Origin of the sequence: Arthrobacter livingstonensis (genome assembly GCF_003219815.1) — a bacterium.
Classification (GTDB): Bacteria; Actinomycetota; Actinomycetes; order Actinomycetales; family Micrococcaceae; genus Specibacter; species Specibacter livingstonensis.
Genome location: NZ_QJVD01000025.1, coordinates 1 through 20,854 on the forward strand (window position 1 = coordinate 1; position 20,854 = coordinate 20,854).

Annotated in this window: 19 protein-coding genes; 4 read left to right on the forward strand and 15 right to left on the reverse strand. The window is 66.6% G+C overall.

The window, feature by feature from the left end; translation table 11 throughout:
* Window positions 1-571: 571 nt before the first annotated feature.
* From CVV68_RS18275 to CVV68_RS18300, 6 genes are all read right to left on the reverse strand, one after another.
* A complete protein-coding gene (locus CVV68_RS18275; RefSeq protein ID WP_110502438.1) occupies window positions 572-1,810 on the reverse strand; it encodes an FAD-dependent monooxygenase in 1,239 nt (412 codons plus the stop codon).
* A gap of 182 nt (window positions 1,811-1,992) precedes the next feature.
* Window positions 1,993-2,295: a putative quinol monooxygenase gene (locus CVV68_RS18280; protein WP_110502439.1), complete on the reverse strand. Its 303-nt coding sequence runs from the start codon at window positions 2,293-2,295 to the stop codon at window positions 1,993-1,995.
* A 58-nt stretch (window positions 2,296-2,353) separates the two neighbouring features.
* Window positions 2,354-2,689 (reverse strand): hypothetical protein, encoded by a 336-nt coding sequence (locus tag CVV68_RS18285; protein WP_110502440.1) that lies wholly within the window; start codon window positions 2,687-2,689, stop codon window positions 2,354-2,356.
* A 105-nt stretch (window positions 2,690-2,794) separates the two neighbouring features.
* Window positions 2,795-5,494 (reverse strand): multicopper oxidase domain-containing protein, encoded by a 2,700-nt coding sequence (locus CVV68_RS18290; protein ID WP_245933634.1) that lies wholly within the window; start codon window positions 5,492-5,494, stop codon window positions 2,795-2,797.
* On the reverse strand, window positions 5,491-6,663 hold the full coding sequence (locus CVV68_RS18295) for a DUF8744 domain-containing protein (RefSeq protein WP_245933635.1): 1,173 nt from the start codon (window positions 6,661-6,663) through the stop codon (window positions 5,491-5,493). The genes CVV68_RS18290 and CVV68_RS18295 overlap by 4 nt, the downstream gene beginning before the upstream one ends.
* Window positions 6,660-7,496, reverse strand: a complete 837-nt coding sequence (locus CVV68_RS18300; RefSeq protein ID WP_211320904.1) for a helix-turn-helix transcriptional regulator — start codon at window positions 7,494-7,496, stop codon at window positions 6,660-6,662. The genes CVV68_RS18295 and CVV68_RS18300 overlap by 4 nt, the downstream gene beginning before the upstream one ends.
* 65 nt (window positions 7,497-7,561) lie before the next feature.
* Here CVV68_RS18300 and CVV68_RS24360 point away from each other — a divergent pair, with 65 nt between their 5' ends.
* Window positions 7,562-8,314, forward strand: a complete 753-nt coding sequence (locus tag CVV68_RS24360; protein ID WP_245933636.1) for a DUF2249 domain-containing protein — start codon at window positions 7,562-7,564, stop codon at window positions 8,312-8,314.
* 166 nt (window positions 8,315-8,480) lie between these two features.
* Here CVV68_RS24360 and CVV68_RS18310 read toward each other — a convergent pair whose 3' ends face one another.
* The 4 genes from CVV68_RS18310 to CVV68_RS18325 all read right to left on the reverse strand — a co-directional run bounded on the left by CVV68_RS18310 (window position 8,481) and on the right by CVV68_RS18325 (window position 12,945).
* Window positions 8,481-8,906 carry a DUF3151 domain-containing protein gene (locus CVV68_RS18310; protein ID WP_110502443.1) on the reverse strand — a complete coding sequence of 142 codons (426 nt, stop codon included), beginning with the start codon at window positions 8,904-8,906 and terminating at the stop codon, window positions 8,481-8,483.
* A 1-nt stretch (window position 8,907) separates the two neighbouring features.
* Window positions 8,908-9,930 (reverse strand): class II fructose-bisphosphate aldolase, encoded by a 1,023-nt coding sequence (gene fbaA, locus CVV68_RS18315; protein WP_110502444.1) that lies wholly within the window; start codon window positions 9,928-9,930, stop codon window positions 8,908-8,910.
* Between the two features lie 213 nt (window positions 9,931-10,143).
* The gene (locus CVV68_RS18320) at window positions 10,144-12,171 is read right to left on the reverse strand and encodes a S53 family peptidase (RefSeq protein WP_245933637.1); all 2,028 of its coding nucleotides are present in this window, start codon (window positions 12,169-12,171) and stop codon (window positions 10,144-10,146) included.
* A gap of 105 nt (window positions 12,172-12,276) precedes the next feature.
* Window positions 12,277-12,945 (reverse strand): TrmH family RNA methyltransferase, encoded by a 669-nt coding sequence (locus CVV68_RS18325; protein ID WP_110502445.1) that lies wholly within the window; start codon window positions 12,943-12,945, stop codon window positions 12,277-12,279.
* Between the two features lie 111 nt (window positions 12,946-13,056).
* Here CVV68_RS18325 and CVV68_RS18330 point away from each other — a divergent pair, with 111 nt between their 5' ends.
* Window positions 13,057-13,851 (forward strand): HAD-IIA family hydrolase, encoded by a 795-nt coding sequence (locus tag CVV68_RS18330; RefSeq protein ID WP_110502446.1) that lies wholly within the window; start codon window positions 13,057-13,059, stop codon window positions 13,849-13,851.
* A 196-nt stretch (window positions 13,852-14,047) separates the two neighbouring features.
* On the opposite strand, the gene CVV68_RS18335 is transcribed toward CVV68_RS18330, so the two are convergent.
* The 5 genes from CVV68_RS18335 to CVV68_RS18355 all read right to left on the reverse strand — a co-directional run bounded on the left by CVV68_RS18335 (window position 14,048) and on the right by CVV68_RS18355 (window position 18,363).
* Complete coding sequence (locus tag CVV68_RS18335) at window positions 14,048-14,674, reverse strand: thymidine kinase (RefSeq protein WP_110502447.1); 627 nt, start codon at window positions 14,672-14,674, stop codon at window positions 14,048-14,050.
* Window positions 14,675-14,742: 68 nt separating this feature from the next.
* Window positions 14,743-15,309: an orotate phosphoribosyltransferase gene (pyrE, locus tag CVV68_RS18340; RefSeq protein WP_211320905.1), complete on the reverse strand. Its 567-nt coding sequence runs from the start codon at window positions 15,307-15,309 to the stop codon at window positions 14,743-14,745.
* 144 nt (window positions 15,310-15,453) lie between these two features.
* Entirely contained in the window at window positions 15,454-16,548 is a 1,095-nt protein-coding gene (locus CVV68_RS18345) for an ABC transporter substrate-binding protein (protein ID WP_110502449.1), read from the reverse strand.
* Window positions 16,549-16,615: 67 nt separating this feature from the next.
* The gene (locus CVV68_RS18350) at window positions 16,616-17,488 is read right to left on the reverse strand and encodes an ABC transporter permease (protein ID WP_110502450.1); all 873 of its coding nucleotides are present in this window, start codon (window positions 17,486-17,488) and stop codon (window positions 16,616-16,618) included.
* A complete protein-coding gene (locus CVV68_RS18355) occupies window positions 17,485-18,363 on the reverse strand; it encodes an ABC transporter ATP-binding protein (protein ID WP_211320906.1) in 879 nt (292 codons plus the stop codon). The genes CVV68_RS18350 and CVV68_RS18355 overlap by 4 nt, the downstream gene beginning before the upstream one ends.
* Window positions 18,364-18,541: 178 nt before the next feature.
* On the opposite strand from CVV68_RS18355, the gene CVV68_RS18360 reads away from it, so the two are divergent.
* Together CVV68_RS18360 and CVV68_RS18365 are read left to right on the forward strand one after the other, a co-directional pair.
* Complete coding sequence (locus tag CVV68_RS18360) at window positions 18,542-20,188, forward strand: ATP-binding protein (RefSeq protein WP_211320907.1); 1,647 nt, start codon at window positions 18,542-18,544, stop codon at window positions 20,186-20,188.
* Entirely contained in the window at window positions 20,185-20,853 is a 669-nt protein-coding gene (locus CVV68_RS18365) for a response regulator (protein WP_110502451.1), read from the forward strand. Before CVV68_RS18360 ends, CVV68_RS18365 begins: the two co-directional genes overlap by 4 nt.
* The last annotated feature ends 1 nt before the right edge of the window (window position 20,854 follow it).

The following is a 20,854-nucleotide window of genomic DNA, read 5'->3' on the forward strand; positions in this document are numbered from 1 at the left end:
CGCCGTAATCGGACTCAAACTCGTCCCACACGCACCCCGAACCGGCGGCGGAACAGACACCCGGTAACCCGGCGGCGGCCGTGTCACCGCTCCCCGCAGTGTGCCGCTGTGGCTATGGTGTGCCACTGTGGCTATGGGCCGTAGCGGCCCCTGCCACGGTCAATTTGTTGACGTGCATCCCTGATGGCCCGCGCAACGTCCGGATTTTGAGCCTCGATATCATCCGCGCCCTTGTCAAAGCTTCGGAAGGAATGGAACAGTATTGGCAACAGACAAAGGATGCAAATACCCGCGATGATCACAATCGAGACAATGTCCATTGCTTAGCTTCCCCCTTGTTTTGGAAGGAACCACAGGCAACGCGATGGCTAGATTCTGTGCGTCCTCCCTTCGAGACTAACCTGCCTGCCCCTGCCCCTGCGACGGATGCGGCATCGGCCACCCGGATTGGCGTTCCCCTGCCGGCGCCGCCTGGCCCGGGCGCCACCCCCGTCAAGAATACGAACGACGTCGTTCGCCAGCCGCGCCTGCAGACCCCGCCACGTTTCGGGTGTGGCCGCAGTGGAAGCCGTCAGCCCCGCCGCGGCTGCCCTGGCTGTTTGCCGATGAGCAGGGTCGCCAGGTATCGGTGGGGATTGCGGGTGCCGAACGCCGCGCGGAGAACCTGCCGCAGTGCCTCCGCCTCGGGCCCCGGTGCCAACAGCGCGGCCTGCGCCCGCGTCTGCATCAGCGTCTGTTCGCCCGCCTCGTGGCGCGCGGTGTGGTAATCCTCGAGGGTCTCAAGAGGCGCGGCGCCGCCCAGGACCGCGGCCAGGCGGGAGGCGAGGTCGACGGCGTCGAGCATCCCCGTGTTCAACGAGGACCCTCCGGCAGAAAACACGTGGGCGGCGTCGCCGGCGAGGAAGATCCGGCCAACCCTGTACCTTTCCGCCTGACGGCTGTTGACGAGCGTGGACCGCAGCCACCGTCCGCCGCTGATCGGCAGCCCGATGCCCAGCACGCGCCTGATGCTGGACTCCATCTCCTCCAAAGAAATTTGCTCAGCCGGTTCCTGCCTGTCGAGCGGCTCCTGGGCGGCGATGATGTAAAGCTCCTTGGATGCGCCGCGGTCCAGCGCCGACACCGGGGCGATCGTGAGGGAACCCGTCGCCGTGTGGTTGGCCTGGAACAACACCAGCCGCCGGCCGCCGGGAAGTTCGACGGTGTTCCTGGTCCGGCGGACTGAGCCTGCCGGGATGGTGACGTGCCCGATCCGCACCAGCTGGCTGCCTGTGGTGCCCGGAAAGTCGATGCCGAGGTGGTGCCGCACGAAGCTGTGGGCGCCGTCGCACCCGGCCAGGAATCCGGCGTCGAGTGTGTAGCCGCCGGGGCCGGAAGCGACCTCCACGAGCACGCCTTCGCCGTCGTCGTGGAATCCGGTGACGGCGTGCCCGCGGCGGATGTCCACGCCCGAGGCGCGGGCACGTGCCTCGAGCAACTGCTCCAGCCGCCGTTGCGGTATCGGCAGGATGCGCAGCGCGTTGGGCCGCAGCGGGTTCAGCCGCAGCGGCAGGGCTCCGAAGGAGTAGCGGGGCACGGGGATTGCGTGCAGGCCCTTCTGCCCGCGCAGCAGTCCGCGCTTCGCCAGGACTGTGGCGATTTCGCCCACCAGACCGTTTCCCTTCGGCATTGCGCTGGGCTCAACCGCCCGCTCGAGGACGACCGGGGCAATGCCTGCGCCCGCCAGCTCACAGGCGAGCATCAACCCCACGGGCCCGGCCCCGACAATGACAACCTTCGCCCCGCTGCCCCGCGTCCCGGTCGCAGCCATATTTTGTCCCGCTTTCGTCCGCTAGGATACCCAGCTTGCCACCGGGCCCGGGACAGATCCAGTGCCACGCCAGGCTGTGCCGAATGACGGCGGGGGCAAGCGGCGGCGGATGTCCACGCCCGTGGTGCGGGCCTGAAGCAGCGCGGGCCTGAAGCAGCGCTGAGGCCATCGAACACGTCGCCTCAGCCGTGGAGCGGCGATCCCACCACCGTGAACCGGAAACCGCCAAACTCGCCCGACAACAGCGGCCGGACAGCGGCGATGGATTCCTGAACCTCGGACAGCGCGAGGGAGGCCTGATGAGACTGCTCGTCTTTCCACAGTTCGACGACGAACACGGTGTCCGGGTGGTCGTCGGCAACCCCGACCTCGTAGACGAGGCAGCCGATTTCACCCAGCATGTTGCTGCGCCGAGTGAGGTGGGTGACCAGCTCGTCCCGCTTGCCGGGGAGGGTTCCAAGGGTTCCAGCATTGGCGAAGGTCATGGTGCCAGCATAGTTTCAGCCGTCAAGCCCGGGTCACGCCGATTGCGTCCAGCCACGGTCAGCGGCCCGTTAATGCCAGCGCAGCTTCCACCAGTGACGGCCAAAGCTCCGCCGCCGCCAGCGGCACCACCACCCAGTCCTTGAACGGCCGGTTCATCCCGGAAGGGTCAAAGAGCGCAGCGCCCGGAAGCGCGAGAGCAGCGGCATGGCCAGCGGAGTCCCGTCCCAGTTTGAAGGCGACGGCGTCGCCGTACAGGGCGCCGATTGCCTTGCCGGCCACCATGAGGGACGTGGAGCCAAACATTTTCCCGACCGTGACGCCCGCATTTGCAACGTCTGCGGCAAGATCACCGAAGGCGGCGACAGCGGCCGGCGACGGAACGAGCTTCTCCATGCCTGAATCATGCCCGACAAGGCGCCCACCAGTCGAGAGGTGGCGCGTTGGCAGGGGTTTCGATGCCCGACCACGGGCGCGGCGCGGAGCGCACCCGGGACCGATTCAGCCGGCCACCTTGAACACCCCGTGCGCGCCGCGTTCGGCGTCCACCATGTAATGCGAGACGAACGGGTAGTTGCCGGCCTGCGGGAACGCCAGCTCCACGAAGCCGCCCTGGGCCGGGGCCAGCGCAAGGGCCTGCGATCCGGCGGCCGGGTCGGAGCCGTCCAGCAGGTAGCGGCCCTCGCTCCACACCGTGCTGAACTGGCCGCCCACCACGTGGAAGGCCGTCGCCCGGTTGGGCCCGGCGTCGAGCACCCAGACGCGCACCTTCTCGCCAACCTTGGCCGTCAGCGGGCGGAAGTCGTACTGGTTGGCGTAGCCGTTGAACACCACGGCGTCCGGCTTGTCCGCCTGGATCTTGGCCAAGTCCGCGACGCCGCCCTGCGGACCCAGGTACAGCTCGGACTGGATGAGCACATACTCCTTGTCCACCTTTGGCAGCTTCGGCGGGTCGATGATCACCGCGCCAAACATGCCATTCGCGATGTGCTGGCTCATGGGCATGGTGCTGCAGTGGTACATCCAGATCCCCGCGCGCGTGGCTGTGAACGTGTAGGTCAGCCGCTCACCCGGGTTGATGGTGCGCATGGGCACATCAGGTGCCAGCGCGCCGGCGTGGAAGTCGATCGAGTGGCCCATCGTGGCGTCGTTGATGAGGGTGACCTTGAACGTGTCGCCAATTTTCCCCCGCAGCGTGGGCCCCGGCGCCGAGCCGTTGTATGTCCACAGCGTTTGCTTCACGCCGGCGGCCACCTCCGTCAGCTGGTCGGTCACCTTCATGGTGACGTTGTGCACGGTCCCGGTAGGCAGCGGCGGGATCACCGCGTTGTGCGCGGTGAAGCCGGCGGCAGGCTCCTTCATGAAGTCCAGTTGCGACGCGGCGCTTGGACCGGCGGTGGCCATCCCGTGGTCCATGCCCGCCATGTCACTGGCCGTTGGCGCCGCCCCGGTGGCGACGATGCTGAACACCATGCCCTGTTGCCGGTGCCCCACAATGCTGCACCAGCCGTCCATGGGGGCGCCGATCACGCCGACGTCCACGGTGGCCTGCTCCCCCGGATACAGCCTCCCGGATTCCGCACCGCCGGCCGTGACGAGGTCGTGCACCATGCTGTCCACGTTCGTGACATGGATGACCAGCCGGTTGCCCACCGGCACGTCCACCTTGTCCGGGTGGAAGCGCATGTTCTTCATCGTCATTTCCACCGTGGTGGTCTTCCCGGTGGCCGTGACGGCAGTTTGGTCCCCGGCCCGGGTGAGTCCCGGCAGGGCTGTCGGGTCCGCCACGATCCCCGCCACCATCACCAGTACGACGACGGCCAGTCCGGCTGCCGCCATCCCCCACCTTCGGCCCGGGGCCGGGTTGTAGGCGGTCGCGGTGCCTGCCGGCGCCGCCGCCGGGGAAGCCGCAGCGGAAGCTGCGGCAGGGGCACCGGGCCGGGCACCCGGCGTCGAACTTTCGGGACGTTTTTGCAGCAGGGCCATGCCCAGCAGCGGCAGGAACCAGGCCAGCCCGGCCAGGACCAGAAAAGTGGTGCCCACCCGGACCAGGCTGGGCACGGGCAGCAGTGACGCCAGGAGTGCGCTGTTGGTCAGGACCACGCGGAACACGGCGGCCCTGTCCAGGATGGCGGTGCGATGCTTGACCATCGCAGGGCCGCCGCCCAAAACCACCGGCAGCAGGTAGCTCAGCGCGGCGCCCAGTACCTGTGCCGCGAACCCTGCCGCCAGCACGGGCGCCACGGACTCGATGCCGTGATGCAGCCCGTTCCAAGAGCCGGAGGTCGCCGTCAGCCCCACCAGCCACACGAGCGACGCGGCCAGCCACACCAGCGCGGCAATGGCGGAAAGCGGCGCAAAGGTCACCGGCGGCTTGCCGCGCACCGCCTTCGCCAGCGGAATGCACACGTAAACCACGCCGCCCAGATACACGAGCAGGCCCACTGTGCACAGGAACATGACGCCGGCAGCGGCCCCCGCGGTGGTCAGGAGCACCCCGGCCAGCAGCGCAAAAACGCCGTGCCGGGCGACGGAATCGGCGCCGTCGGCCACACGGGTGCGCAGCATGGTGGGCAGCAGCGTCATCAACGTGCCCAGGACGGTCAGGCCAACAAAGCCCAGCACGTTGACCGCCAGGTGGACCAGCAACAGCCGCGCGTGCGCCTCGCCGCCCACATTGGCGGCGAGCGCGGCGCCCACCCCGGCGCCGACGGGCAGCAGCAGGCACGCGGCAACGTAGTACCAGACGGTGGCGCCAAAGCGGGAGGGCAGGGCCTTGCGCGCGCGCAGCCCCAGCACCACGGCATGGGCCGCCACCACGGCACCAACCAGGATGCTGCCCAGCAGTGTCAGCAGCCAAATGTTCGCCACCATGGACACGACCACGGCCAGCACCGCCACATTAAGCAGCACCAGCCGGACCGCCATGCCGCGCTGGCTGGGGGTGGGACCGCGCAGCAGTGCCTGGGCAAAGTGCCAGCTCCACACCAGGATCGAGTTGGTCACGGCGCCCAGGAACAGCAGGTGCACCATGAGCCAGCCCGAAGCCGGCACGTTGCGGTGGATGAGGACCACCACCACCAGCGCCACGAGCCAGAAGACTGCGGGGGCGTTGGCGCGCAGGTGCCAGCCGGCCCGGTTCATGCCGGCGGGACCCTGCGGGGCACCCGGTTTCCCGGGCGGGGCCAGATTGATGTTCACGCAACAGCCTTCGGTGGATGGGTGGCCTGCCAGAACGCCATGACGGCAAAAAGCAGGATGGCGATGACATTTAGCACGCCGCCGGTGACCCACGCGCCGTGGAGGCCGCCGGCGTCGCCCAGTCCCAGTCTGATGAGCAGCGAAAGGTGCAGCAGCACGGCCGGCACCCAGAACAGTTCGGTGTACGGCAGCGGCTTGCGCAGCACGGCGGGCAGGATCACGGGGGCGTGGGCCATGATCATCGAGATGGTGAAGCCAAGGAACACGGCGTGGAGGACGACGTCGTACGAGGCGCCGGTCAGTGTCGTGTCATGCAGGGCCAGCACGACGCCGGCAATCGCCAACCAGCCGTATCCCGCCAGCAGGCACGCGGCAATGTAGCGCGGCAGGCCCTGGCCGCGGATGGTCTTGCGCGCCGCGTCGTAACCGGCCAGCCAGGCAACCATGGCCAGCAGCGACAGCCCAAAGAGCGGATAGCCGGCGGCGGGCCACAACAGCGTGGCCACAGTGGCCATGGTCATGGCGAAGGCCAGCGACGTCAGGAGGGGCTCGGCGCGCGGGCTGGCGATGCCGATCCTGGCCAGTTCCAGCCGTTCCCCGGCAATGGTCAGGACCACAAAGCTGATCAGGAACGGCAGCAGGACCGCGATGCTGGGCACGCGCAGCCACAGCGCCGCAGCCCCGACTGCCGCCACGCCGCCGAGGACCTGGATCAGCACCACGTTGTCCCGCTGGCGCCGCCACAGCGGGATGTACACCAGGACCATGGCGATGGTGCCCGCCAGCAGCACCAGCTTGCCCACGAGCAGGGGCAGCGGGGAAATCATCAGCAGCCCTGCAATGCCGAGCAGCGCCGGCGACAGGTAACCGGCCGCCTTTCCCAGTGCCACGGAGCGTTCCAGCGCAATCACCGTGCCCACAAAACTCAAGACGAGCAGCATGCCGTGGATCTCCGGGAACCGCTCGAGCTTGACGGGCGCGTCGGCACCGAGCAGCTGCAGCCCGGCGTTCAGGCCCACCAGCAATGCCGCGCCGGCCGGCAGCAGGAACAGCATGCGGAAGCCGGGCCTGCGCAAAAATGCCTTGGTGCGCCGGGACCTCGCGGACTTGGACGGGCCATTTTTGGATGGTCGAACCCCGGAGGGGCCGCTCTTGGTCGCGGCGCTCACGTGGCCGCAGCCGACGGCAGGTGCAGCGTGCAGATGCCGGGCGCGGCGAAGGGAACCAGCTCCACGCCGTCCTCCCGGACGCCGCTGCCTTCCAGCAAGCCTTTGACCAGTCCCAGGTGCACGGCACAGACCACAGAGGTGTTTTCCCGGGCCGCCGCCAGAATCGGACAGGTGGTCAGCGAGAAGTCGGTGGCGTCGGCGTTGCCCTGGATGCCAAAACCGGCGTCGCGCAGCGAAGCGGCCACATTGCGACGGGTCCTGAGCTGGGCGGCCGCGCCTGGCACGGCAGGCGCGGAAATTGCCCCGCCCGTGCGCGCCAGATGTGGTCGGCGGTCACTGGCACCCGCGCCGGCACCGCCAATCGTGGCGCCGTCCGAGTCGGCACCGCCAACCGTAGCGCCGTCCGAGTCCGTCCGCGAGCCTCCGTCTGCACCCGCCAGGACGTGCGCCCACTGGCGCCCGGCCTGGTCGCCAGCTGCAGCGGGGTCGGCGCTGGTCGACGCAATGTGACGGGCCAGCGCGGCGGCCAGGGCGGCGTAGCCTGCCGGGGGATCCGGCACGGCCGGGGCGTAAAGGGAGGCGGGGCGGCCGCGGCCAGAACGGGACGCCGTCGTTCTTGTGGCAAGGCCTGAAGCTGCCAGGGCGTCCAGGTGCTCGCGAACCGTGTTCGCGTGCTGGCCGGTTTCGGCGGCCAAGGCGTCCACGGTGAGCGGGTCGGCGGCGGCACGCAAACGCTCAAGGACCGCTGCGCGCGCCTTGGAGATTGGGGCGACGGGCTCCGTACCGCCCGGCCTGGGCCCGCGCAGCGGTGGTCCCGACATATTATTTTCCACGGAATATATTGTAGTAATATAAACTCACAATCTCCATTCGAACCACGAAGAAAAGGAAATTTGCCGTGAACAATCTGGTCCTCGCCTCCTCCTCCGCCGAGGCTTTGGCACTCGAAGATGCCAAAACCCGCTTGGCCGAAGCGGGCGGAACACTGGGAACACTGGCTAAAAACCTGGTCTCCGCCGCGGCGGGCGCCGCCGGTGAGCTGGCCGGCGAGGATCAAGCGAAACTGGTGGACTTTGCCGAACGGGAGCTGCTGCCACTGGCCGCCGCACTTGCCCGGGAACTCTCCGGCGCCACTGGCCAGGACACCCTGGTGGCACAACTGGCTGCCGGCCACCAAGCCCGCCTGGCCGAGGCCGTCAAAAATCTCCAAGAACAGGACGTGCCGGCGAAAATCGTGTACGCCGGGGGCCGCCTGGAGGAAGCCGCTGTCGCATTTCTGGACCACGCCACCTCGCTGATTGTGCCGGCACTGGCGCGGAATCCGTCACTCACGCTGGCCGGCATCCTGCCGGAGCGGGCAGTTGCCCCGGAGTCCGCCCCCACACCCGCCACGGGTGGCTGTGCCTGCGGCGGTCATGATGAGCCCGGCCTGTCCGAGCTGGACACGCGCGTCATCCCGCACGCCATCCGCCACGCCACCATCTTTGGCGCGCTCGAGGGCCTCGACGCGGGCCGCGGCATCCTGCTGGTGGCCAACCACAACCCGCTGCCGCTGCTCGCCCAGCTGGAACAGCGCTCCGCCGGCAAGTTCGCCGTCGACTACGTGGAAAACGGCCCGGACACCTGGAAACTGAGCATGGTCCGCAACTAAGCCCCACCGGCACCCTAACCTCGTACCTCGCCCAGGGAACCCTGCCGGCGTGGGCCCAACGCTGAAGCGGACCCACCACGTCCAAACGAAAATGCCGCCGCTCCCGCAAACTGCCGCCCGTACAGCGGTGGCAAAAAGCAGGAGCGGCGGCATTTTTCATGGAACCTTAAAGCGCGGCCTCGATCGCGGCCCGCGCGGCCGGGTCGGAGTCGTTCAGGAACGTCGAGATGCGTGCAGCCTCGTCGGACTCGCCGATGGCGCCCGCAGCCCGGCCCAGCGCGTAAAGCGCCCGCAGGAAGCCGCGGTTGCCCTCATGCGAGAACGGGACCGGACCAGTTCCCTTCCAGCCGTTGCGGCGCAGGGCGTCCAGGCCGCGGTGGTAGCCGGTGCGTGCATAGGCATAGGACTCAATGGTCCGACCCTCCACGTACGCCTCGTCCGCCAAAATGGCCCACAGCAGGGACGACGTCGGATGGGATGCGGCCAAGTCAACGGCTTCGTCGCCGGCGGCCAGCCGGGTCTGAACATCCTCCTCGGCCGGGAGCAGTGTGGGCTCGGGGCCCAGGAGGTTCCGGCGGAATTCCTCGCTCACGTTACTTGAAGGTCTTGCCGGCGGAGCCGAGCTGCTGCGCGGCTTCCACCACGCGGGCGGCCAGGCCCTTTTCGGCGGCGGCACCCCAGACGCGGGGATCGTACGTCTTCTTATTGCCGACCTCCCCGTCCACCTTCAGGACGCCGTCGTAATTGGCGAGCATGTGCCCGGCCACCGGGCGGGTGTAGGCGTACTGCGTGTCCGTGTCGATGTTCATCTTGATGACGCCATAGGAAACGGCGTCCTTGATTTCCTGCTCGGAGGAGCCGGAACCGCCGTGGAAGACGAGGTCGAACGGGCTCGCCTTGCCCAGCTTCGCGCCGACCTGCTCCTGGATGTCCTTGAGGATCTCCGGTCGCAGCTTCACGTTGCCCGGCTTGTACACGCCGTGCACATTGCCGAACGTCAGGGCCGTAATGTAGCGGCCGTGCTCGCCGGCCCCCAGCGCCGCAACCGTGGCCAGGCCGTCGGCCACCGTGGAATACAGCTTGTCGTTGATGGCGTTCTCCACGCCGTCCTCCTCCCCGCCCACCGCGCCGATCTCAACTTCAAGGATGATGTGCGCTGCCGAGGTGCGGGCCAGCAGTTCCCGGCCGATCCGCAGGTTTTCCTCCAGGGTCTCGGCGGAGCCGTCCCACATGTGCGAGTTGAAGATCGGGTCGCGCCCGGCCGCAACCTCGGCCTCGGACGCGGCCAGCAGCGGCAGCACAAAGCCGTCCAGCTTGTCCTTCGGGCAGTGGTCGGTGTGCAGGGCAACGTTGATGGGGTAATTCCTGGCCACTTCGCGGGCGAACGCCGCGAAGCCCAGGGACCCGGCCACCATGTCCTTCACACCGGCACCGGACCAGTAGGCGGCGCCTCCGGTGGAAACCTGGATAATCCCGTCCGTTCCGGCATCGGCGAAACCCTGGAGCGTGGCATTGAGCGTCTGCGAAGACGTCACGTTGACCGCCGGGTAGGCGAAACCGCCAACCTTCGCACGATCAATCATTTCGGCATACTTCTCCGGTGTTGCAATGGGCATGAAAAGCTCCTTGGGGCTAAACGGTACAAAGAGGCGAAGCTGTTGGCCGCCTCCAGCATGGCTACCCCCATCCTAGCGATTGCCACCACGGTGTAGAAGAAGATGAAGCCGGCGCCCGCTTTGTGGACTTTACCCGCGCACGATGGCGGGCCCCGGCCTGGGTGCCGGAGCCCGCCTGTGTTGTGGTTTCAGTTTTACCCAGTGCCGGAGGCCCTAATGGCCGTAGTTGCCTCCCCCGCCGCCGGGGTGTCTGTGCTGGCTGATGGCCAGCGCAAACCGGTAGCTCATGCTCCCAACGCCGGTGACATTGTCATATCCCCTGGCCGTGGACAGCGACGAGTCAAGGTCCATGGAAAGCAGGTACTGATTGCCGCTGTTGGCGCTGGTGTAGGCGAGGACCGGCTGCTCGTGCTGCGGCACTACGTCGGTGAATGCGGTGGTGCGCGCCTTGGCGGTGGCGTAGATGGCCGGGTTCGCGAAACCGAGCACCTTGCCCGAAACCTGCTGCGCCACCGCCATCTGGCCGGCGGTGAGCGGGCACGCCAGGGACGTGCCGCCGTAGGTCTCGGTGGTGTATGGATCCGTGGCCAGCGTGGTGTCGTCATTGATCGGGCTGATGCCGACCACGTAGCCGGTGTAGGGGTCCGCCAGTGAGGAGATGTCCGGGACAACCCGCATGCCCTTGGCCAGTGAGGATGGCACCGTGCCCTTTTGGTAGTCCGGCTGCGCGAAGATGGCGCTGGTACCGCCGCCGGCCCCGCCGCCGTACAGGTTCCCGGGGAGGGGGGAGGTGTAGGCGCCGTTGGAGATTTGGTCCAGAATGCCGCCCCAGCCGGTCTCAAATTTGTACGAGCCGTTCCTGTTCACGGCCAGGCTGGTGCCGCCCACCGCGGTGACCCAGGGGGAACTGGCCGGGAAGTCCGGCGCGGTGTAGCCGAGGTTGATGGTCTCGTCGCCGCTGTCGCCGCTGGAGTAGTACAGGCCGATGCCTTCACCCGCCGCCTGCAGCTCAAGGTTGACCTGGCCGAAAAGATAGTTGGCCGACACTGCCTCGCCGATGTTGCCGTAGCTGTTGCTGACAATGTTGGCCAGCTTGCCGTCAAGGATCTTCGAGAGTGCGACGTCGATCCCGGCGTTGCAGTTGTTGCCGCCGACGTAGAGGATCTTGGCCCCTGGCGCCGTGCCGTGCACGGCGTCAACGTCGAGGGACTGCTCCGGCTGCCAGCCGCTGGGGAACCCACACAGCGCCTCATCCCTGAACTCCCCCGGCGACGGGACAATTTGCCGGTAGTTGCTCGAGTTCATGGGCGGGAGGCCGTAGGCGGCCGAATAGGTGTTGGCGTCCGCGAGGATGGTCGGCGACGCGTACGCATCAATGATCGCCACTGTCTGGCCTTTCCCGTCCGGCGCATGCCCGTGGCTGCCGCTGTTCCCCGGCATTGCGCGCACCACGGTGCCCTTGCCGTAGGCGGACTGGATTTGCTTCGGCGTGTACCCGCAGATGAAGGTCGGGGCCTTGGTCTTGCCGTACGCCTCCGGGATGGTGGTGGTGTTCTGGCCCCAGTAGTTTGAACACGCGGCTGTCTTCGCCTGCGGGGCGGCACTGCGCGCCCGCGGTGTCGCATTTAGTCCGGAATCCGGGGTGGCGTAGTTCGGGTGTTTTGCCGCGCCCTGATCAACGGTGATGCCGGAGACGTAGGCAGCGATGGACTTCGGCAGCGTGGGCACCTTCGACGGACCGACAAGGGTCGTGCCCTTGAAATCGTACTTGTGGAGTTGTGCGCCAAAGACCGAATTCACTTCAGAGGCGCTGCCGCGGAACACCACGTACTGCCTGCTGTCGGGGGTGCCCGTGATCGTCATCCCCTTGGCCTTCAGGAAGCTGACCACGTTGGCATAGTCGGCTTTGGTGGGCGAGTACCGGGCAATCCACTGCGCCGGGCTCAACGACTTCTGGTACATGCTGCTGCGGGGGTTGGAGACTTCCCCGGCCAGCGCCTTTGCGCCAGCCGGGTTGCGCAACGGCAGAAACAGTTCGCCTTCCACCGAGGTGTCCGCGGCGGCGGCACCTTGGTCGTTGGCCGGTTTGGCCCAGCTGGGGACGGCACCGGGGAACGCCGTGTTCGGGGAAGGCGGGGTCGCCATGGCACCCGCACTTCCCATGGCCGCGACGCAGGCTGTGGCCGCGCCGATGGCCAGGATCCTGGCAATGTTTCTTGGGAATTTGAACAAAGTTCTCATTTGAACTCTTTCACCGGTCGGGCACCCTATGCGCCCGCACAAGCCCGAGCCTAAACCCGCTGTGTTTTTGCTGGCTAGGGTCTGGGAAGAATCTATGATTTTTATTTAGGGTACCTTCTGGCTGAAAACGTGCCGGCGGATCCAGGCGTGCATGGCAATGCCGGCCGCCGAGGCGGCATTGATCGAGCGGGTGGAGCCGAACTGTTCAATTGACAGCGTGGCCTGCGCGGCGGCGTGCACTTCCTCGCTGAGTCCGGGACCCTCCTGTCCAAAGACCAGCACGCAGTTGCGCGGCAGCTCATACGTCTCAAGCTTTTCGGAATCGGGGAAAATGTCGATGCCGATGATGGCCAGCCCCTCACCTTGTGCCCAGGCGACAAACTCGTCCACGGTGGGGTGGTGGCGGACATGCTGGTAGCGGTCGGTGACCATGGCGCCGCGGCGGTTCCACCGGCGTCGTCCGATGATGTGCACTTCCTTGGCCAGGAACGCGTTGGCGGTGCGCACCACGGTGCCGATGTTCATGTCGTGCTGCCAGTTTTCGATGGCGATGTGGAAGTCGTGGCGGCGCGTGTCCAGTTCGGCGATGATGGCCTCCATCGTCCAGTAGCGGTACTGGTCCAGGACGTTGCGGCGGTCGCCCCCGGCCAACAGTTCCGGATCCCACTGGGCGCCCTCGGGCAGCTCGCCCTCCCACGGACCCACGCCCACCTCATGGTGAAGTTCCGGGTGGTCAACGGATTCTGCGGCGGGGATCTCGGCGGGAGGTGTCACCGTCCAATTTTAGCCGTTCGGCCGACATCGCAGTGACGCCGTCTGCATGGGCGGCGCGGGCCGTACATCTGAGAGACTGATGCCAGGATAACAACGTCACCAGGAGGCACCATGAACAAGCTGAGCAACCGCACGCCCGCTGACATTGAATGCTGGCTCACCGACATGGACGGCGTGCTGGTCCATGAGAACCAGGCCGTCCCCGGTGCGGCTGAGCTGATCCAGCGCTGGGTGGACACATCCCGGCGCTTTCTGGTGCTGACGAACAATTCCATCTACACCCCGCGGGACCTCGCCGCCCGGCTGCACGCCTCCGGGCTGGAGGTGCCCGAGGAGAACCTCTGGACGTCAGCGCTGGCCACGGCCCAGTTCCTCAAGTCCCAGATGCCACACGGGCGGGCGTTCGTGATTGGCGAGGCCGGGCTGACGACGGCGCTGCACGAGGCCGGCTTCATCCTCACCGACCAAAACCCCGACTATGTGGTGCTGGGCGAGACCCGCACGTATTCCTTTGAGGCGATCACCCGCGCCATCCGGCTCATCGGCGACGGCGCACGCTTCATCGCCACCAACCCGGATGCCACGGGCCCGTCCGCGGAAGGTCCGCTGCCGGCCACCGGCGCCATCGCCGCCCTGATCACCAAGGCCACCAACCGCGAGCCCTACGTTGTGGGCAAGCCGAACCCCATGATGTTTCGCTCCGCCATGAACCGGATTGAGGCCCACTCGGAGACCACGGCGATGATCGGGGACCGGATGGACACCGACATCATCGCCGGCATGGAGGCCGGCCTGCACACGGTGCTGGTCTTCACCGGCATCACCCAGCCGGAAGACATTGACGCCTATCCGTTCCGGCCGGACCAGGTACTAGGTTCCGTGGCGGACCTGATCGCCCACATCTAACGTCCTGTCCCGCGGGCTGCCAGGAACCAATAAAGAGGTCGGAGAAAGCCACGCCGTACGACCGGCAATTGTACTGGTATGGGCAACCAAAAGGACGTTCTAACACCAGTTTCAGCAGCTGTCACCAGTTCAACCGGCAGCCCACACCGGAAACCGCTGGAATCCCCTAGCCGCGGGCACCGTGCTGAGGAGTCGCCTACGCCAGAAGTTGTCCGCCGGAAGCCTCCAGGTAGCAGGTCCCGCACAGTGACTCGTACCAGACGTCCGCACCGTCAATGGCCACCTGGTCCCCGTCAAACACCACTTTGTCACCCACGCGGCGGGTGTTGAAAACGGCCTTGCGGCCACAGCGGCAGATGGTCTTGAGCTCCTCCAGGGAATGGGCAATCTCGAGCAGCCGGGCCGAGCCGGGGAACGCCCGGGTGCGGAAGTCCGTGCGGAGCCCGTAGGCGATGACCGGGATACGGTCCAGGACGGCGATGCGGAACAGGTCATCGACCTGCCCCGGCGTCAGGAACTGGGCCTCGTCAATGAGCAGGCAGGCCACTGGCGGGACCTGGACGTGTTCCAGCAGGGCGTCGGGATCGTCGCCAGCGGCGTGGGCTGCATAGACCGCGCGGGCGTCGTCGTCGGGCTGGATGAGGAAGTCCACGCTGCGGTTCATGCCGAGGCGGGACTCAATTTCCCCGGCGCCCTTGGTGTCGATCCCGGGTTTGGCCAGCAGCACCCGCTGCCCGCGTTCCTCGTAGTTGTACGCCACCTGCAGCAGACCGGTCGACTTGCCGGAATTCATGGCGCCATGTCGGAAATACAACTTCGACAAAACGGTCCTTTCAAGTGTTGCGTGGTTGCAAAGTGCCCGGTCGCCGCCGGGTTCTCGACAGGCAAGCGTCAGTCGAGGCCGAGTTCGTCCTTGCCGAATGCGAACAGGTACGGGACGCCTGCCTCGGTTTCGATGCGCTCCTTGGCGCCGGTGTCGCGGTCCACGATCACGGCGACGGCCTTGATGTTGCCCCCGGCCTTGCGCACGGCTTCCACCGCAGTCAGGGCGGAGCCGCCGGTGGTGGAGGTGTCCTCGAGGACCACCACGTCGCGCCCGTCGACGCCGGGGCCCTCGACTTGGCGGCCCATTCCGTAGGACTTTTGCGCCTTGCGCACCACGAACGCGTCGATGTCCCGGCCGGCGTCGGCCGCTGCATGCATCAGGGCAGTGCCGACGGGGTCCGCGCCCATGGTCAGGCCGCCGGCGGTCTCAAACTCGATGCCGGCGTCGTCCAGCATGGCGAGCATGACGCGGCCGGCCAGGCGTGAGGCCTCGTGGTGGAGGGTGATGCGGCGCAGGTCGATGTAGTAATCGGCCTCCTTGCCGGAGGAGAGGATCACCAAGCCGTGGACCACGGCCAGTTCCTTGATGAGTTCGAGCAGGCGGGCGCGGTCGGCAGCGAGTGTCTGGGTCATGGCTCCCATTCTAAATGGTTCGCCGACAGGGCGCCTGTTCTGCGCACGACTCACCACGGGCCGTGCGCACGACGCCGTTCTGCGCGCCACCCGATGTGAGTGGCGCGCAGAACGGGACAGGATTGTTAAGTTTTGCTTTCCGGCCTACCCGTCGGCGCCGGCCGGCGTCGTGGTGGTGGTGAAACCCTCCAACTTGTTCGCGGCAATCGCGTACTTGTTGTTGAACGTCCCTGGGATGGTGACCTTGGAGGTGTCCACGCCGTTCCCCTTCTCCATGGCGAAGATGACCTTCGGTCCGCCGGCAGGCATGAGGCCGTCCGGCAGGAACTGCCCCTTGTCAGTGGTCAACCCGGCAATGTACTGCTCCTTGCTGATGGTGCTGTTCTGGACGTATGACGCCGGCAGCTTGTTCGCGATGTCCGCTGCCGAGTGCGTGTCGATCCAATGCATGGTGGCGACCAGTGCGTCCACCACCTTTTGGGCGGCGTCCTCGTGATCCTTCACCCAGCTCGCATTGGCCAGGAGTCCTGCCGCAGGCCAGTCGCCGCCGAGTGTCTTGGTGGCGCCGGCCGCGGTGGCCAGGTCAACGGCGGTGTAGGCGAGCTTCTTGCTCTCCAAGGCACCGACTGTGGGCTGGGTGGTCATGACGCAGTCCGCGGACTTGCGCTGGATGGCGGCGATGGCGGTTGATCCGGCTCCGACGGCGAGGGTGTGGTAATCCTTCTTCGTCAGGCCGGCCTTGGAGGCGACAAACTGGGTCAGCTCGTCAGTGCCGGAGCCCAGGTCGGTGACACCCATCGTCTTGCCCTTGAAGTCCGCCGGCGAGTGGACGCCGCTGTCATTGCCGCACATGATGCGTTCTCCCGGCGCACCGGAGAGCTGGACCAGGTTGATGACGTCTTTGCCCTTGGCCTGGAAGTCGACGGTGTGGACGTACCAGGCGCCGGCCATGTCCACCTGCCCGGAGGCCATGGCGTCCTCGGCACCCACGCCGCCGTTTTGCTCCGTGGAAAGCTCCACGTTCACGCCGTACTTCTTGTAGAAACCCAGCTGCTGGGCGAGTTCGTAAGGCAGGTAAATCTGCTTGTCGATGCCGCCCACCATCATCTTGACCGTGGGGAGGGATGCGGAGCCGGCGTTGGCCCCGTTGCTGCCGCCGGTGCCACCGCCGCCGCAGGCAGCGAGGCTGAGCGCCAGTGCTCCGGTGGCTGCAACCGCGTAGATCTTGTGCTTGACCATGATTTTTCCTTATTGTTTATCCCGGAATTCCGGGTGTTTGCCTAATTAAGTGAATGAAACGCGGTTCTCAGATCGCCTGTGCCTCGGAACGGCTCGGCGGCCGCCATTTCAGCAGCGAATGCTCCAGCAGGCTGATGAGATATTCCGCGCCGAGTGTGATGACCGCGATGATGACCATGCAGGCGAAGACCGTGTTGGGGTCGAATGTCCCCTGTGCCTGGCTGATGATCAGCCCGACGCCGTGCTGGGCGCCGAGGACCTCGGCAACGAGTGCGCCGATGATGGCGAAGCCGAACGCCGTGTGCAGGCTGGCGATGATCCAGGTCATGGCGGACGGGATGGTCACGTGCATGGCCACCTGAAGCGGCGAGGCCCCCAGGACGCGGACGTTCGAGATCAGGTTCTGGTCCACCTCGCGGACGCCCTGGAAGGCGTTGAAGAAGACCACGAAGAACACGAGGACTGCGGCCAGCAGGACCTTGGGGCCCATGCCGAGACCGAAGGCAACGATGAAGATCGAGCCAAGGACAATTCGGGGAATTGAGTTCACAATCCGGATGTAGGGGCCCACGACCTCTGACAGGTACCTGTTGGAGCCCAGGAGTATCCCCAGCACGACGCCGGTGAGCGTGCCAAGCAGGAAGCCCAGCAATGCTTCCTGAACCGTGATCCACAGGTTTTCCCAAATGGAACCGAAGGCCGTGCCATCCCTGAAGAGCGTGACCAGGCTGTTCCAGACTTCGGTCGGCTGGCCGAAGAAGAACTTGTCGACCCAGCCGACCGCAGTGAACCACTGCCAGCCACCGATGACGACCACGGCGAGCAGGATCCGGCCGACCCATATCCAGGTCCGCCGGCGTGTGACGGTGCGTCGGGCCGCGGACTTGAGTTCGGCCTCCTGCTCATGAACCAGGGGTGCGTTATGCGTCAGCGATGTCATGCTGGTACACCTGCCGTCTGCTGGTAGGCCCGGGTGACCTCGTCCTTGAGGGAGGCCCAGATCTGCCCCTGCAGTTCCAGGAAACGCTCTTCGTGGCGGATTTGCTGGACGTCCCCCCGGGGCCGGGGCAGGTCAATGTCGAAGACATTCTTGATGGCGCCCGGGCTGCTGGTCATGATGACCACCTTGTCGGCGAGCGCCACCGCCTCATCCAGGTCGTGCGTGATGAACAGGACCGTGGGGCGAAGGCCCTCCCAGAGCTGCAGCAGTTCGTTCTGCATGATCGCCTTGGTCTGCACGTCGAGCGCGCCGAACGGCTCGTCCATCAGCAGGATCCTCGGGTTGTTGATCAGCGCGGCCGCCATGGCGACGCGCTTGCGCATGCCGCCGGAAAGCTGGTGGGGGTAGCGGTCCTCGAAGCCGGACAGGCCAACGCGCCGCAGCCAGTCCATGGCGAGCTCGGTGGCCTCCCGCTTGGGCGTGCCGAGCAGGACCGGCCCAATCAGCACATTGTTCAGGACGGTCTTCCAGGGGAAAAGCGCGTCCGCCTGGAACATGTAGCTCACGCCGTTGGTGATGCCGTCGACGGTCTGGCCGCCGACGCTCACGGAGCCGACGCTTGGCCGCTCCAGGCCCGAGACCTGCGCCAGGGTGGTCGACTTGCCGCAGCCGGTTGGCCCCACGATGGCGCAAAACTGGCCCGGTTCGACGGTGAGCGAGACGTCACGGATGGCCGTGAACGTCTCGCCCTTCGGAGTGAGGTAGCGCTTGGTCAGGCCATGGATTTCGATGCGTCCCGCATCTTCCCCGCCCCCACCGCCGCCCTGGTCCGTGGGCGTGTGGCCCCTTCTGTGTAAATCTGACACCGTTGTCACTGGTTCCCTTCCTAAGTTTTGTTCGCGTACGTGAGTCGGATCACATAAACTATGTCGAGCTTAGAAAGAGACGGTCAGTGCCAAAAGACTTCAGTAAGTTGTGCAACTTATCCGCAAAAGTGCATGTTTTGTGCATTTTCTGCAACGCGCTTCCAGCCCCGTCGGGAGAACGGCTCCGGTGAGCCGAATTTCCCCGCAACACGTCCGCCGCTTCAGGCACCGTTCCCTGACGCTGACCACACAGATCCTGCTCAGCATGCTCTCCCTGCTGGTACTCGCAGTGGTCCTTGGCGCTTTCCTGTTCACGATTGTCAGCAACCAAACACTGGACCGGCAGTACCAACTCCGCGCCCTGGGTATCGCCACCACCACCGCAGCGATGCCGGCGGTCCGCTCCGCCCTGGCGACGGGGGACCCCGGAGAGACCATCGACGCGTTGGCCCACCAGGTCACGGACTCGGCAAATGCCGCCTATGTGGTGGTCACGGACCGGAACGGCATCCGGTTTTCCCATCCAAACCCCGCGCTCATCGGCAAGAAGCTGGAGGAGCCCGTTGCCGTCCTGGACGGGAAGACGCACCTGGGTTTTGACCCGGGCAGCCTGGGTCTTTCGGCCAACGCCAAGGCCCCGATCTTCGGTGCGGACGGCACCGTGATCGGCCAGGTGTCCGTGGGGATCCTGGACACGAAGGAGCAGGACGAGCAAGCCCAGAACATTTGGCTGATCGCCGGATTTTCGGCGCTGGTGCTGCTCCTTAGTGTGGGCGGCTCGCTGCTGTTGTCCCGGCGGATCAAACGCGTCACCTTCAACCTTGAGCCCTCCGAGATCGCGTTCCTGCTGCAGGAGCGCGAGGCGCTGCTGCACGGGATCCGGGAGGCCGTCGTCGGGCTTGACGACGACGGCAAGGTGACGGTGATCAACGAGGAGGCACGGCGGCTGCTCAAGGTCGAGGAGACGGCTCTGGGGACGCCCGTGGCCGAGCTGGTCCCGGCCGGCAGGCTGCGCGAGCTGCTCACCGGCACGCTGGACGGGGTGGATCAGGTGGCACTGACGGAAGACGCCCTGCTGGTGGTCAACCGCATGCCGGTGTCCATCGGAGGGCGGAGCATCGGCTCCGTGGTCACGCTGCGGGACCGCACCGAGATCGAGGGCCTGGTGCGGGACCTGCACTCCGTCCAGGGCCTGATGGAGGCCATGCGGGCGCTGGAGCACGAATACGCCAACCGCCTGTACGTTGTCGACGGGCTGCTGGAACTGGGCGACGTGGAGCAGGCCAGGACGTATGTCTCACAAATCTCCGCCGTCTCGCGCTCGCTGGGCGAGGGGCTGCGTTCACGCATCGCCCCGCCGGAACTGGCCGCCCTGCTGCTGGCGAAGATCACAGTGGCGGCCGAACAGGATGTGCAGATCGAGGTCACTGCCGAGTCCCGGCTGGAACGTCCGATGGTGGACCAGTCGGAACTGCTCACTATCGTCGGCAACCTGCTGGACAATGCGGTGGACGCCCTCGCCAATTCTCCGCGGCCCCGGACCGTGAGCGTCCAGCTGGACGACGCCGACGGCGTTTTCATCGCCGTCCGGGACAACGGCCCGGGTGTGCCGGCGGACAAGATTGACGCCGTGGTGGTTGACGGGTATTCCACGAAGGACACGCGGCCCGGCATGCGCCGTGGCATCGGACTGGCCCTGGTGCGGCGGATTGTGCACCGCGCCGGTGGCACGCTCGATGTGTTCCCAGGGCCCGGAGGTAACTTTGAAGTATGGCTGCCGGCAACGGCGGACCTCGAGGACACGGCAGACACCGAAGCAGGGGGCACGCATTGATCAGGACATTGGTGGTCGACGACGACTTCAGGGTGGCCGGCATCCATGCCGCACGGGTGGCCAGGGTTGACGGCTTCGAATGCGTGGGCGAGGTGTACAGCGCGGCGTCCGCGCGGGAGGCCATTGCCCGGCTGTCCCCCGACCTGCTGCTGCTGGACGTGCATCTGCCGGACGAGGACGGGCTCTCACTGCTGCGTTCCCTGCAGTCCGCCGGGGCCCAGGTTGACTGCATCATCATCACCGCCGCGCGGGACCTGGCCACGGTCAGGTCGGCCATGAGCAGCGGTGCGGTCTACTATCTGGTCAAGCCGTTCAGCTTTGACCAGCTGCGCACCCAGCTGGAGGCCTACCAGCGGTGGCGGCAGGCACTGGACTCCGCCCCAACAGCGAACCAGGCAATGGTGGACAGCCTGTACAACACCCGGTCCGCGGCGGTGCTCCCCCCGACCCCCGTGCCGCGTTTGCAGCCCACCATGCAGAAGGTCCTCGACGCCGTGAGGGCCGCCGGGGGACCCATCGGCGCCGCGGAGATCGCCGAGCGGCTGGGCGTCAGCCGGCCCACCGCCCAACGCTACCTGGGCGCCCTGGAACGCAAGGGCCTGGTGGTGCTTGACCTTAGTTACGGGACCACGGGCCGCCCGCTCAATTCCTACACCATCGCGTAGG

What these genes read in the sequence shown, in the direction of transcription:
- CVV68_RS18275 (WP_110502438.1), bottom strand. Translation starts at nt 1,810, where the DNA reads ATGGCTGCGACCGGGACGCGGGGCAGCGGGGCGAAGGTTGTCATTGTC.
- CVV68_RS18280 (WP_110502439.1), bottom strand. Translation starts at nt 2,295, where the DNA reads ATGACCTTCGCCAATGCTGGAACCCTTGGAACCCTCCCCGGCAAGCGG.
- CVV68_RS18285 (WP_110502440.1), bottom strand. Translation starts at nt 2,689, where the DNA reads ATGGAGAAGCTCGTTCCGTCGCCGGCCGCTGTCGCCGCCTTCGGTGAT.
- fbaA (WP_110502444.1), bottom strand. Translation starts at nt 9,930, where the DNA reads ATGCCCATTGCAACACCGGAGAAGTATGCCGAAATGATTGATCGTGCG.
- CVV68_RS18320 (WP_245933637.1), bottom strand. Translation starts at nt 12,171, where the DNA reads ATGAGAACTTTGTTCAAATTCCCAAGAAACATTGCCAGGATCCTGGCC.
- CVV68_RS18330 (WP_110502446.1), top strand. Translation starts at nt 13,057, where the DNA reads ATGAACAAGCTGAGCAACCGCACGCCCGCTGACATTGAATGCTGGCTC.
- pyrE (WP_211320905.1), bottom strand. Translation starts at nt 15,309, where the DNA reads ATGACCCAGACACTCGCTGCCGACCGCGCCCGCCTGCTCGAACTCATC.
- CVV68_RS18345 (WP_110502449.1), bottom strand. Translation starts at nt 16,548, where the DNA reads ATGGTCAAGCACAAGATCTACGCGGTTGCAGCCACCGGAGCACTGGCG.
- CVV68_RS18350 (WP_110502450.1), bottom strand. Translation starts at nt 17,488, where the DNA reads ATGACATCGCTGACGCATAACGCACCCCTGGTTCATGAGCAGGAGGCC.